An 11556-nucleotide genomic window follows, 5' to 3' on the forward strand; every position below is an offset into this window, starting at 1 on the left:
AGCTTGCTCGCGAAGGCGGAGTGCCTCTCGATGAAGATGCCGGATTTGCCGGCCTCATCGCGAGCAAGCTCGCTCCCACAGGGGCTGTGGCGTACGCAAATTTTGTAGCTGCTGAAGACCCAATGTGGGAGCGAGCTTGCTCGCGAAGGCGGAATGTCAGTTGATGAAGATGCTGGCTGTGCCGGCCTCTTCGCGAGCAGGCTCGCTCCCACAGGGGGGCTGCGGTGTGCGCAAATTTTGTAGCTGCTGAAGATCGAATGTGGGAGCGAGCCTGCTCGCGAAGGCGGAATGTCAGTTGATGAAGATGCCGGATTTGCCGGCCTCATCGCGAGCAAGCTCACTCCCACAGGGCTGTGGCGTACGCAAATTTTGTAGCTGCTGAAGACCCAATGTGGGAGCGAGCCTGCTCGCGAAGGCGGAGTGCCTGTCGATGAAGATGCCGGATTTGCCGGCCTCATCGCGAGCAAGCTCGCTCCCACAGGGGCTGTGGCGTACGCAAATTTTGTAGCTGCTGAAGACCCAATGTGGGAGCGAGCTTGCTCGCGAAGGCGGAGTGTCAATCGATGAAGATGTTGGCTGTACCAGCCTCTTCGCGAGCAGGCTCGCTCCCACAGGGGTTGTGGCGTACGCAAATTTTGTAGCTGCTGAAGATCGAATGTGGGAGCGAGCCTGCTCGCGAAGGCGGAATGTCAGCCGATGAAGGATGCTGGCTGTACTGGCCTCTTCGCTAGCACCATTACCGGCCGTTACCGCAGCAACGGATATGTACCCAATTCAGCTTCCAAAAAGACTACCCGGAATCTGTGGGAAACATCCCCGAACAGATGAGTGGTCTGTCAGACGCCCAGAAATTTCCGACATGTTTTTAAGGTTGTCCCTCGGAAGTCAGGGCTCTAGTCTTCATGCGTCGCTGCCAATTCAGCGACCGGACGTGAGAATCCGAGCATCTCTAGGCGCACAGGCGCCCACCATACAAATGCAGGCGCTCCATCTCCAGGAGCAAGACCATGATCAAAGAAACCCCAAACCCGCCAAACCCCGCCGATCGCGCTATGGACCAAAATCCCAAGCCCGACGACAGCGACTCAGCCCCCCAACCCTCGACCCAACTGTTCAACGTGACGGACTGCATCGACACGGAAACCCTGCTAGCCAACCTCAGCGAAACCCTGGCCTCGGCCAATGCAATGCTCAGCGACTTGGCATTCAATCTCGACGGCTCACGACGGCACGTGGCATTGGGAGTGGTGCAGATGATAGAGCTAGGGGAGTTGCTGACGAACAAGGCCTTGGATCGGGTCGAGCTTCGAACTTGATGCCATAAGGAATGGCCTCATCCCTTGCACGATGCGGGAACGCCAGGCCCCCTGTGGCGAGGGAGCTTGCTCCCGCTGGGTTGCGAAGCGACCCCAAGGCCAGCAACTCAATCTGCCTGATACACCGCGCTGTCGGGTCTTGGGGCTGCTGCGCAGCCCAGCGGGAGCAAGCTCCCTCGCCACAAGAGCTTTCTCTCCACAGGGAAAATGGGGTTACGGGCGAATCTCGATCATCGTCCCATCCGGCACCAGGTTCCACACCTCACGCATATCCACATTGCGCATGGCGATGCAGCCATCGGTCCAGTCCAGCGTATGGAACAACTGCTCAGGGTTCTCCTCCGAATCCGGCGTGCCGTGGATCATGATCATTCCCCCCGGCTCCACGCCTTCGCGGCGGGCGCGGGCGGCGTCGCTGATGTTGGGGTAGGAAATGTGCATCGACAGGTAGAAGCGCTCGCTGGTCTTGCGCCAGTCCAGCCAGTAGAAACCCTCGGGGGTGCGCTTGTCGCCTTCGATCAGCTTGGGGCCTTTCTTGGCACCCTTGCCCAGGGAGATGCGATAGGTCTTCAGCGGCTTGCCGTCGTTGATCAATTGCAATTGATGGGCGGACTTCAGCACCAGGACTTTTTCAATGACCTTGCCGTTATAGGTTCCCACGGCGGCGGCTTGGGACACAGCGGTGAACGACAGGCAGAACAGGACAAGCAACCAGCGCATTAAAACGATATCCCTAGAGGTGTCGCGACTATATTGATGTTCAGGTATTGGCAGGCTGGGCCAGCGGCGGTATCGACTCGGATCGTACCGGGTAATCCTCGGCCTGTCGGTCCGCGTAAAAGTATTCCAGGGTACGGCCCACCGTGCGGAAAGCCAGTTCGTCCCACGGAATCTCGGTCTCTTCGAACAGCTTCACTTCCAGGCTCTCGGGCCCGGCGGCAAAATCCATGTCGACCAGCTCTGCGCGGAAGAATACATGCACCTGGCTGATGTGCGGTACGTCGATCAGCGTATAGATGCTCAGGTTTCGTACCCGGGCGCAGGCTTCCTCGGCGGTTTCACGGACGGCGGCCTGCTCGACGGTCTCGCCGTTTTCCATGAAACCCGCCGGCAACGTCCAATAACCGCGGCGCGGCTCGATGGCGCGGCGGCATAAAAGGACTTTGCTACCCCAGGTCGGTACACATCCGGCAACGATATTGGGGTTCTGATAATGGATGGTGTGGCAGGTGTCGCAGACGAAGCGCAGGCGCGAGTCGCCCTCGGGTATGCGCTGGGTCACCGGGTTACCGCACTGGCTGCAGAATTTCATGCTTGGATTCCTGGAGGCTGCGCCTATCTTGGCGTGTGCGGGCGGGTATCGGCAAGTTGTCGTTTCGCGACATGACGTGGTCCCGGGGCTTGGGCCGCCTGGCTGATTGGTGCATGATGCTAGGCAGCGAATAAATCGAGAAGTCTCATGCTGGACGAGCTACTGCATCGAGTAAGCAACCATACGCCGCGCGATCTGGAGACCGATCGGCGTTTCCCCGAAGCGGCGGTGCTGGTGCCGATCACCCGCAGCGACGAGCCGGAACTGGTCCTGACTTTGCGCGCCAGTGGGCTCTCGACCCACGGCGGCGAAGTGGCTTTCCCCGGCGGGCGCCGCGACCCTGAAGACCCGGACCTGATCTTCACTGCCTTGCGCGAAGCCGAAGAGGAAATCGGCCTGCCGCCTGGCCTGGTGGAAGTGATCGGCCCTCTCAGCCCGCTGATTTCCCTGCATGGCATCAAGGTCACCCCCTATGTCGGGGTGATTCCCGATTACGTCGAGTACCAGGCCAACGATGCCGAGATCGCCGCGGTCTTCAGCGTGCCGCTGGAGTTTTTCCGCAAGGACCCGCGCGAGCACACCCACCGCATCGATTACCAGGGGCGCAGCTGGTACGTGCCCAGTTATCGCTTCGGCGAATACAAGATCTGGGGCCTGACGGCGATCATGATCGTCGAGCTGGTCAACCTGCTGTACGACGCGGGTATCGACCTGCACACACCGCCCAACAGTTTCATCAATACCTGACGCCCCGAGGACTTCCATGAAATACCGCCTGGGCGATGCCCGTGTCGAAACCCACCCACAGAGCTGGGTTGCGCCCAACGCCACGCTGGTGGGCAAGGTCCGCCTCGAAGAAGGCGCCAATGTCTGGTTCAACGCCGTGCTGCGCGGTGACAACGAACTGATCCTGATCGGCAGGAACAGCAACGTGCAGGACGGCACGGTGATGCACACCGACATGGGTTTTCCGCTGACCATCGGCACCGGCGTGACCATCGGCCACAACGCGATGCTCCACGGCTGTACGGAGGGGGACTACAGCCTGATCGGCATTAACGCGGTGATCCTCAATGGCGCGAAGATCGGCAGGAATTGCATCATCGGCGCCAACTCGCTGATTGGCGAAGGCAAGGAGATTCCCGATGGTTCGCTGGTGATGGGCTCGCCGGGCAAGGTCGTGCGCGAGCTGACCGAGGCCCAGAAGAAGATGCTCGAAGCCAGCGCGGCGCACTATGTGCACAACTCGCAGCGTTATGCCCGCGACTTGGTCGAGCAAGAACAATGAACCCGGCCGAACGTCCGGTTCCCTCGCCCTGCGTGAACATCTGCGCGCTGGATGATGACGACATCTGCACCGGCTGCCAGCGCACCGTGGCGGAAATCACCCGCTGGAGCCGAATGGACAATGAGGAGCGGCGCGGCGTCCTGGCGTTGTGTCACGAACGGGCCAAGGCCAGTGGGTTGGTTTGGATGTTGCCGGCAAAACCCTGACGTTCCGCTGTGGCGAGGGAGCAAGCTCCCTCGCCACAAAAGCATTCACAACGCTTTAGCTGCCCGCCGCCCCAGCCACCAATCCAATCCCACCACCCCCAGCGCGATCCCGACAAACCCCGCCAATATCCCCCCGGCGTTGATCAGTACCTGTGGATAACCCAGAGTCGCCACATCAATGAAAGGGTAGGGGTAGGCCGCCAGCAGATTGCCACGCAGCAGGATATAACCGAAGTACACCAAGGGATAAAGCATCCACAGCCCGATGTGGCGCAGGCGCAAGCTGCCCTTGGGCACGCAGAACCACCAGTAGCCGATGAACAGCACGGGCATCACGTCATGCAACAGTTCGTCGGCGATGAACTGCCAGCCTTCGGGTTGCCAGAGATGGCGCAGCAGCAGGCTGTAGGCCAGGCCGACCAGGGCAATGCTCACGGCGATGCCGCTGCATACCGCTGGCCCGAGGAACCAGCGCCGCGCCGCTGAATCGCGGTGGGTCAGTTCGAAGCTCAGCACCACGGCCACCAGCGTGTTGGTCAGCACCGTGAAAAAACTGAAGCAATTCACCAGCCCGCCCAGCAGGCTCGCGCCCAATTCCCAGCGTCCCAGCAAGATCAGATACAACTGGATGCTCAGTCCCGCCCAGCCAAGCAGTGCCGCCATCGACACGAAACCGCGCCGCAGGGGAATTCCAACGCCCACGACTCAGACCGGCCGTTTCGTGCGCATCAGCTTGATGTACAGGCGCTCGACTTTTTCCCGCGCCCACGGTGTCTTGCGCAGGAAGGTCAGGCTCGACTTGATGCTGGGGTCGCTCTTGAAACAGCGGATATCGATGCGTTCGGCCAGGCCCGACCACTCGTAGTGTTGCACCAGGGCATTGAGGATCTGCTCCAGCGTCACGCCGTGCAGTGGATTGTCGTTGTGTTCGGTCATGAAGCCTGTACACCAGGTAAGTGATATGCCGCGCACCTTAGCCGAGGTGCCGTTCGGGTGGAAGCGCCGCGCTTTGAAAGCAGTGGCCGCGTCGTTGAAGCCCGTTTGACTGTTACCGAATCCGAAAGGATCCATGTTGGTAAAAGCGCTTTCTCTATTTGTAACAGAACATTATCCTTGCGCAGCCAGCTGAAACGCTTCTCCTGCCGAGCCAGAGCCTTTGCGTTACAGCTATTCCCATTGAAAGATCCAAAGAACGCTCAATGTCCTGACCCTGAAAGACAGCGCTGTCTTAATGAGTTCCTGTGGGAGCGAGCTTGCTCGCGATAGCGACTGCACAGCAAACATTGAAGCCGACTGACACGCCGCCATCGCGAGCAAGCTCGCTCCCACAGGGGATCGCGGCAACCGAATTTGCTTTTTTCAACTGAACCATGCCCCGCCAGGATCGTCATCTAAAGTGACACCTTGCGCAGGACTCTTTAAAACGTCACGGAGATACGCACTATGAGCACTGAGGGTGCTTTGAGTCGAAGCCGTCTGCTACCGAGCCTGCTCGGCATTCTGCTTCTATTGATGGGCCTGGCCCTGTTGGCCGGGGGAATCAAGCTGAGCACGCTCGGCGGCTCGCTGTATTACCTGCTGGCCGGTATCGGCCTGGCGCTCACCGGCGTCCTGCTGATCCTGGCCCGCCGTGCGGCGTTGGGGCTGTACGCGCTGGTGCTGTTCGCCAGTACCGTGTGGGCCCTGTGGGAAGTGGGCCTGGACTGGTGGCAACTGGTGCCGCGCCTGGCGATGCTGTTTGCCCTGGGCATCGTCTTGCTGCTGCCATGGTTCCGCCGCCCGTTGCTGACTGCCGACGCGTCGCCGATGGGCACCCGCGCATTGGGCGCTGCGGTGATCATCGCCGGTATCGCCGCGCTCGCCAGCCAGTTCACCAACCCGGGTGAAATCAAGGGCCAACTGGACCGCGACAGCGTGCCGGGCATGGCCAACACCGCACCGGCGATGCCGGACGGGGACTGGAACTCCTACGGCCGCAGCGCCCACGGCGACCGTTATTCGCCGCTGGCGCAGATCACCCCGCAGAACGTCGGCCAGTTGAAGGAAGCCTGGACGTTCCGCACCGGTGACCTGCCAGGGCCGAACGACCCGGGCGAGACTACCGCTGAAAACACCCCGCTCAAGGCCAACGGCATGCTCTACGTGTGCACGCCGCACAGCCAGGTGATTGCACTGGAGCCTGAAACCGGCAAGGAAATCTGGCGTTTCGATCCGAAGCTTTCCACGCAGAACGCGGAAAACTTCAAGGGTTGGGCCCACATGACCTGCCGCGGTGTGAGCTATCACGATGACGCCGTGTACGCCTCGGCCGAGCAGAGCCCGACCGGCACCGCCAGCACCGCGCCGGCCAGCACCGTGTGCCCACGGCGGATCTTCCTGCCAACCGCTGACACCCGCCTGATCGCCCTCAACGCCGACACCGGCAAGATGTGCGAAGACTTCGGCGACAAGGGCCAGGTCGACCTGACCGCCAACATCGGTGGTTTCACCGCCGGCGGTTACTACTCCACCTCGCCGCCGGCGGTCACCCAGAACCTGGTCGTGATCGGCGGCCACGTCACCGATAACGTTTCCACTGACGAGCCAAGCGGTGTAATCCGTGCCTACGACGTGCACACCGGCAAGCTGGTATGGAACTGGGACAGCGGCAACCCGGACGACACCACGCCGATTGCCGAAGGCCAGACCTACACCCGCAACTCGCCAAACATGTGGTCGATGTTCAGCGTCGACGAAAAACTCGGCATGCTCTACCTGCCGATGGGCAACCAGACGCCCGACCAGTTCGGTGGTTTCCGCACGCCCGAGTCGGAAAAATACGCTGCCGGCCTGACCGCGCTGGACATCGCCACCGGCAAGGTGCGCTGGTACTTCCAGTTCACCCACCACGACCTGTGGGACATGGACGTCGGCGGCCAGCCGACCCTGATGGACCTCAAGACTGCTGATGGCGTGAAACCGGCCGTGCTGGCTTCGACCAAGCAGGGCAGCATCTACGTGCTGGACCGCAGCAACGGCCAGCCGATCGTGCCAATCAAGGAGATCCCGGTGCCGCAAGGCGCGGTGGAAGGCGACTTCACTTCGCCGACCCAACCGATGTCCGACCTGAACTTCGTGCCGCCGGTCCTTAAGGAGCGCGACATGTGGGGCGTGACCCCGTTCGACCAGATGCTGTGCCGGATCGACTTCAAGTCGCTGCGCTACGAGGGCATGTTCACACCGCCGTCGTTGCAGGGCTCGATCGTCTATCCAGGCAACTTCGGTGTGTTCGACTGGGGCGGTATCTCGGTGGATCCGGTGCGCCAGATCGCTTTCGTCAACCCGAGCTACATGGCGTTCAAGTCGAAACTGGTGCCGGCGGCGGAAGTGGCCGGTGGCCCGGGTCGCAAGAGCGAAACCGAAGGCGTGCAGCCGAACAAGGGCGCGCCGTACGGCGTAATCCTCGAGGCGCTGCTTTCGCCAATGGGCCTGCCTTGCCAGGCACCGGCCTGGGGTTATGTGGCGGCCGTCGACCTGACCAACAACAAAACCCTGTGGAAGCACAAGAACGGCACCGTGCGCGACAGCTCGCCGGTTCCGATCCCGCTGAGCATGGGCGTTCCGAGCCTGGGCGGCACGTTCACCACCGCCAGTGGCCTGGCGTTCCTGAGCGGCACGCTGGACCAGTACCTGCGCGCCTATGACGTGAAGAACGGCAAACAGCTGTGGGAAGGCCGCCTGCCCGCCGGCGCCCAGACCACGCCGATGACCTACACCGGCAAGGACGGCAAGCAATACGTGCTGGTCGTAGCCGGCGGCCATGGCTCGCTGGGGACCAAGCAGGGTGATTATGTGATCGCCTACAAGCTGCCGGATTAAGCAGAACCGCGCCCAAGAAAAAGGCGACACCCTTGTGGGTGTCGCCTTTTTTTTGTGCCGCGCGGAGTCTTTGTGAACGCAGGCCTTTTAGCTTCTGCCTTTTGTGGCGAGGGAGCTTGCTCCCGCTGGATGCGTCAGCATCCCCTGCGGTGTAATGGCTGACAAAGCAAGGGGGCTGCTTCGCAACCCAGCGGGAGCAAGCTCCCTCGCCACGGGGTTTTATGTACGAGGTTTTACAGTTCGATCTTGACCGCCTGCGAAGCACGGGTTGCCTTGGCGCGGGCGGCTTCGATGGATTCGTCGCGGGCCAGGGCTACGCCCAGGCGGCGCTGGCCGTTGACTTCCGGCTTGCCGAACAGCCGCAGGGCGGTGTCCGGTTCGCTCAGGGCGGCGCCGAGGTTGGCGAAGGCGGTCTGCGTCGACTGGCCTTCCACCAGAATCACCGCCGAAGCCGATGGGCCGAACTGGCGGATCAGCGGAATTGGCAGACCCAGAATGGCGCGGGCGTGCAGGGCGAATTGCGACAGGTCCTGGGAGATCAGCGTCACCAGGCCGGTGTCGTGCGGGCGCGGCGAGACTTCGCTGAACCACACCTGGTCACCCTTGATGAACAGTTCGACGCCAAACAGTCCACGACCACCCAAGGCCTCGGTCACTGCCTTGGCGACGCGCTCGGATTCGGCCAGGGCCACCGGGCTCATGGCCTGTGGCTGCCAGGATTCCTGATAGTCGCCCTTTTCCTGACGGTGACCGACCGGTGCGCAGAACGTGGTGCCGCCGACGTGGCGCACGGTAAGCAGGGTGATTTCGTAGTCGAAGTCGATGAAACCTTCAATGATCACCCGGCCCTTGCCGGCGCGGCCACCTTCCTGGGCGTAGTCCCAGGCTTTCTGCACGTCATCGGCACTGCGCAGAAGACTCTGGCCCTTGCCCGAGGAACTCATGACCGGCTTGACCACGCATGGGAAACCCAGGGTCTCGACGGCCTTGCGGTAGTCTTCCACGGTGTCGGCGAAGAAATACGGCGAGGTCGGCAGGCCGAGTTCTTCGGCGGCCAGGCGGCGGATGCCTTCGCGGTTCATGGTCAGTTGCGCGGCGCGGGCGGTAGGGATCACGGTGAAGCCTTCGGCTTCCAGTTCCACCAGGGTCGCGGTGGCGATGGCTTCGATTTCCGGCACGATGTAGTGCGGCTTCTCGGCCTCGATCACTGCGCGCAGGGCCGCGCCGTCGAGCATGTTGATCACGTGGCTGCGGTGGGCCACTTGCATGGCCGGCGCGTTGGCGTAACGATCCACGGCAATCACTTCAACGCCCAGGCGCTGCAGTTCGATTACCACTTCCTTGCCCAGCTCACCGCTGCCACACAACAAAACGCGGGTCGCGGTGGGCGACAATGGGGTTCCGATACGGGTCATCTGAAGGTCCTCAAACAGGAGCGGATCATCGGGGCGCGCGCCGGGCGAGCTTCCCATGGGGAGAAAGCGCGGCATTTTACATGAACCGCGTCAGCCGGCGACGGCCTGTTTGCGCAGACGCCAGGCCATGATCAGCCAGACGGCCGTGACCCCGGCGAATTTCGACAGCAGGGCGGTGATGACCACGCCTGGCGTGAGGGCGTCGATCAGGCCGAAAAAGATGAAGGTATCCAGGGGAATACTCAGGGCCGAGCTGATCCACAATCGATCGTGCAACGGGCGCTTGGTGACGCTGAACACCAGCCAGTCGATGCATTCGGACACTGCGAATGCCGTGGCGCTGGCCAGGGCGATGGTTGGGTCGGAGGTGACGTAGGACAGCACCAGCGCCACCAGCATCGCCGCAATGGCACCATGGCCGAAGCGGGTCTGCACCATGTCGCGCAGGACGAACACCAGGCCACCCCAGGCTGACCAGATAATGTCCAGGTGCGGCGCGGCGGAGAACGCGAAGTTGATCAGCACGACGCTGCCGATGTAGGCGATCAGGAAAAGCATGGGGCGGGGTACCTGGTGGGTTGGATGTCGGGTAACGACTCCGTGGCGAGGGAGCTTGCTCCCGCTGGGCTGCGAAGCAGCCCCCAAAGCAGTCACCTCGATTTATCTGATCCACCGAGTTGTCAGGTTTTGGGTCTGCTGCGCAGCCCAGCGGGAGCAAGCTCCCTCGCCACGGAGGTTGTGTCCAGTCAGTGGGTAAAGGTTACTTCAGCACCGCCAGACCCTCAATCTTCCTCATTGTCATCAAGCTTCCAATACCCCACCGCCTTGATGAAATCCTGGTCCAGCCCTTTCTCCTCCAGCAACACTTTGCGAATCTGCCGCGACACTTTGCTCTCGGTCGCGACCCAGGCGTACAGCTTGCCACCAGGCATTTCCAACTGCTGGACGGTGCGAAGCAGGCTGTCGCGGTGGCCTTCGCGCAGTACCCAGATCACTTGCACCTGGGCCGGGCTGTGAAGGATCTGCTGTTCGGCGCCGTTTTCCACTTCCACCACCACCAGTGCCCGCCGGTTGGCTGCCAGGCCTTCGAGACGTCGGGCGATGGCGGGCAGGGCGGTTTCGTCGCCGATCAGCAAGTAGCTGTCGAAAATATCCGGCACGATCATCGAGCCCCGTGGCCCGGCGATGTTCAGGTACTGCCCGGGCGCCGCCTGGGCCGCCCAGGTTGAAGCAGGGCCGTCGCCGTGGAGGACGAAATCGATCTCCAGCTCCAGGGCGTCCAGGTCGTAGCGGCGCGGGGTGTAGTCGCGCATCTCGGGCATCGGGCCCTGGGCCTTGCCGGCGCCGGGGTTGAAGTTTTCCAGGGCGGCGTGTTCTTCGGCGTTCTGCGGGAACAGCAACTTCACGTGATCGTCCGTGCCGAGGCTGACGAACCCGGCCAGTTCCGGTCCGCCGACGGTGATGCGGCGCATGCGTGGTGTCAGGTCTTGCACCCGCAGCACTTGCAGGCGGCGGCGTTTGATTTCGTGGCTGACGCGGTGGATGGTGTCTGGATCGACTTCAGTCATGCTTTTACTCCGAAACAGTTGGACGGCGAGGGCCGTCGACAATGGCTTTGGCGGTGTCGTTGAGCAGGTCGCGTACCCGCAGGATCTCTTCCGGGCTCCAGCGACCATGGTGCATCTGCAAGGCGTGGCGCAGGTTGTGGACCGCCTCGTGGATTTCCGGCGGCCGATCCTGGCCGCGCAGCGAACGCTTGCTGACTTCGATGCGCATCCGTACGCCGTCCAGCGCCACGGCCTGGTCTTCAAGGGATAGACGTCCGGCATCGGTGACGCTGTAGCGTTTTTTTCCGCCATCGGCATCGCCGCTGACCATTTCGCTTTCTTCGAGGAAGGTCAGGGTCGGATAGATCACGCCGGGACTGGGGCTGTAGGCGCCGTCGAACATGCTTTCGATCCGGCGGATCAGGTCATAGCCGTGGCAGGGTTGTTCCGCAATCAGTGCCAACAACAGCAGTTTCAGGTCGCCCGCGGCGAAAACACGCGGCCCGCGACCGCCGCGCTCACGGCTTGCCGCACGTTTGTCGAAGCCGTCGTGGGCGGCGTGTTCGCGGTGAGGGTGGGAATGCGGGTCTCTCATCGGTCTGTCCTCAGAAATT

General features: G+C 62.0%; 13 protein-coding genes. 5 read left to right on the plus strand and 8 right to left on the minus strand.

Features of this window, described 5'->3' with window-relative positions; genetic code table 11:
* Positions 1-1007 precede the first annotated feature (1007 nt).
* On the plus strand, positions 1008-1316 hold the full coding sequence (locus tag J3P97_RS05045; protein WP_434673613.1) for a DUF6124 family protein: 309 nt from the start codon (positions 1008-1010) through the stop codon (positions 1314-1316).
* Between the two features lie 213 nt (positions 1317-1529).
* Here the strand turns inward: J3P97_RS05045 and J3P97_RS05050 are convergent, their stop codons facing one another.
* Both J3P97_RS05050 and J3P97_RS05055 read right to left on the minus strand, forming a co-directional pair.
* Positions 1530-2036, minus strand: a complete 507-nt coding sequence (locus tag J3P97_RS05050; RefSeq protein WP_305496533.1) for a L,D-transpeptidase family protein — start codon at positions 2034-2036, stop codon at positions 1530-1532.
* A 40-nt stretch (positions 2037-2076) separates the two neighbouring features.
* Complete coding sequence (locus J3P97_RS05055; RefSeq protein WP_434569686.1) at positions 2077-2628, minus strand: NUDIX hydrolase; 552 nt, start codon at positions 2626-2628, stop codon at positions 2077-2079.
* 147 nt (positions 2629-2775) lie between these two features.
* Between J3P97_RS05055 and J3P97_RS05060 the strand changes: the two genes are divergently transcribed.
* The 3 genes from J3P97_RS05060 to J3P97_RS05070 are packed head-to-tail and all read left to right on the plus strand — an operon-like array spanning position 2776 to position 4122.
* Positions 2776-3375 carry a CoA pyrophosphatase gene (locus tag J3P97_RS05060; protein ID WP_434569685.1) on the plus strand — a complete coding sequence of 200 codons (600 nt, stop codon included), beginning with the start codon at positions 2776-2778 and terminating at the stop codon, positions 3373-3375.
* Positions 3376-3391: 16 nt separating this feature from the next.
* Positions 3392-3916: a gamma carbonic anhydrase family protein gene (locus J3P97_RS05065; RefSeq protein WP_434673614.1), complete on the plus strand. Its 525-nt coding sequence runs from the start codon at positions 3392-3394 to the stop codon at positions 3914-3916.
* A complete protein-coding gene (locus J3P97_RS05070; protein WP_434569683.1) occupies positions 3913-4122 on the plus strand; it encodes a DUF1289 domain-containing protein in 210 nt (69 codons plus the stop codon). The genes J3P97_RS05065 and J3P97_RS05070 overlap by 4 nt, the downstream gene beginning before the upstream one ends.
* A 45-nt stretch (positions 4123-4167) precedes the next feature.
* On the opposite strand, the gene J3P97_RS05075 is transcribed toward J3P97_RS05070, so the two are convergent.
* Entirely contained in the window at positions 4168-4785 is a 618-nt protein-coding gene (locus J3P97_RS05075; protein WP_434674506.1) for a Pr6Pr family membrane protein, read from the minus strand.
* A 42-nt stretch (positions 4786-4827) separates the two neighbouring features.
* Positions 4828-5058: a VF530 family DNA-binding protein gene (locus tag J3P97_RS05080; protein WP_434569681.1), complete on the minus strand. Its 231-nt coding sequence runs from the start codon at positions 5056-5058 to the stop codon at positions 4828-4830.
* 507 nt (positions 5059-5565) lie between these two features.
* Between J3P97_RS05080 and J3P97_RS05085 the strand changes: the two genes are divergently transcribed.
* On the plus strand, positions 5566-7980 hold the full coding sequence (locus J3P97_RS05085) for a glucose/quinate/shikimate family membrane-bound PQQ-dependent dehydrogenase (RefSeq protein WP_434673615.1): 2415 nt from the start codon (positions 5566-5568) through the stop codon (positions 7978-7980).
* 233 nt (positions 7981-8213) lie between these two features.
* On the opposite strand, the gene purT is transcribed toward J3P97_RS05085, so the two are convergent.
* From purT to J3P97_RS05105, 4 genes are all read right to left on the minus strand, one after another.
* A complete protein-coding gene (purT, locus tag J3P97_RS05090) occupies positions 8214-9395 on the minus strand; it encodes a formate-dependent phosphoribosylglycinamide formyltransferase (RefSeq protein ID WP_230151134.1) in 1182 nt (393 codons plus the stop codon).
* 90 nt (positions 9396-9485) lie between these two features.
* Positions 9486-9953, minus strand: coding sequence for a VUT family protein (locus tag J3P97_RS05095; protein ID WP_434569679.1), 468 nt, complete (start codon positions 9951-9953; stop codon positions 9486-9488).
* A gap of 224 nt (positions 9954-10177) precedes the next feature.
* Complete coding sequence (locus tag J3P97_RS05100) at positions 10178-10963, minus strand: siderophore-interacting protein (protein ID WP_434673616.1); 786 nt, start codon at positions 10961-10963, stop codon at positions 10178-10180.
* 4 nt (positions 10964-10967) lie between these two features.
* Positions 10968-11537, minus strand: coding sequence for a PadR family transcriptional regulator (locus J3P97_RS05105; protein WP_434602910.1), 570 nt, complete (start codon positions 11535-11537; stop codon positions 10968-10970).
* Positions 11538-11556: the final 19 nt, after the last annotated feature.

Source organism: Pseudomonas sp. R1-15 (assembly GCF_051132085.1).
In the GTDB taxonomy this organism is placed as follows: Bacteria; Pseudomonadota; Gammaproteobacteria; order Pseudomonadales; family Pseudomonadaceae; genus Aquipseudomonas.

What these genes read in the sequence shown, in the direction of transcription:
- J3P97_RS05045 (WP_434673613.1), top strand. Translation starts at nt 1,008, where the DNA reads ATGATCAAAGAAACCCCAAACCCGCCAAACCCCGCCGATCGCGCTATG.
- J3P97_RS05050 (WP_305496533.1), bottom strand. Translation starts at nt 2,036, where the DNA reads ATGCGCTGGTTGCTTGTCCTGTTCTGCCTGTCGTTCACCGCTGTGTCC.
- J3P97_RS05055 (WP_434569686.1), bottom strand. Translation starts at nt 2,628, where the DNA reads ATGAAATTCTGCAGCCAGTGCGGTAACCCGGTGACCCAGCGCATACCC.
- J3P97_RS05060 (WP_434569685.1), top strand. Translation starts at nt 2,776, where the DNA reads ATGCTGGACGAGCTACTGCATCGAGTAAGCAACCATACGCCGCGCGAT.
- J3P97_RS05065 (WP_434673614.1), top strand. Translation starts at nt 3,392, where the DNA reads ATGAAATACCGCCTGGGCGATGCCCGTGTCGAAACCCACCCACAGAGC.
- J3P97_RS05070 (WP_434569683.1), top strand. Translation starts at nt 3,913, where the DNA reads ATGAACCCGGCCGAACGTCCGGTTCCCTCGCCCTGCGTGAACATCTGC.
- J3P97_RS05075 (WP_434674506.1), bottom strand. Translation starts at nt 4,785, where the DNA reads ATGGCGGCACTGCTTGGCTGGGCGGGACTGAGCATCCAGTTGTATCTG.
- J3P97_RS05080 (WP_434569681.1), bottom strand. Translation starts at nt 5,058, where the DNA reads ATGACCGAACACAACGACAATCCACTGCACGGCGTGACGCTGGAGCAG.
- J3P97_RS05085 (WP_434673615.1), top strand. Translation starts at nt 5,566, where the DNA reads ATGAGCACTGAGGGTGCTTTGAGTCGAAGCCGTCTGCTACCGAGCCTG.
- purT (WP_230151134.1), bottom strand. Translation starts at nt 9,395, where the DNA reads ATGACCCGTATCGGAACCCCATTGTCGCCCACCGCGACCCGCGTTTTG.
- J3P97_RS05095 (WP_434569679.1), bottom strand. Translation starts at nt 9,953, where the DNA reads ATGCTTTTCCTGATCGCCTACATCGGCAGCGTCGTGCTGATCAACTTC.
- J3P97_RS05100 (WP_434673616.1), bottom strand. Translation starts at nt 10,963, where the DNA reads ATGACTGAAGTCGATCCAGACACCATCCACCGCGTCAGCCACGAAATC.
- J3P97_RS05105 (WP_434602910.1), bottom strand. Translation starts at nt 11,537, where the DNA reads ATGAGAGACCCGCATTCCCACCCTCACCGCGAACACGCCGCCCACGAC.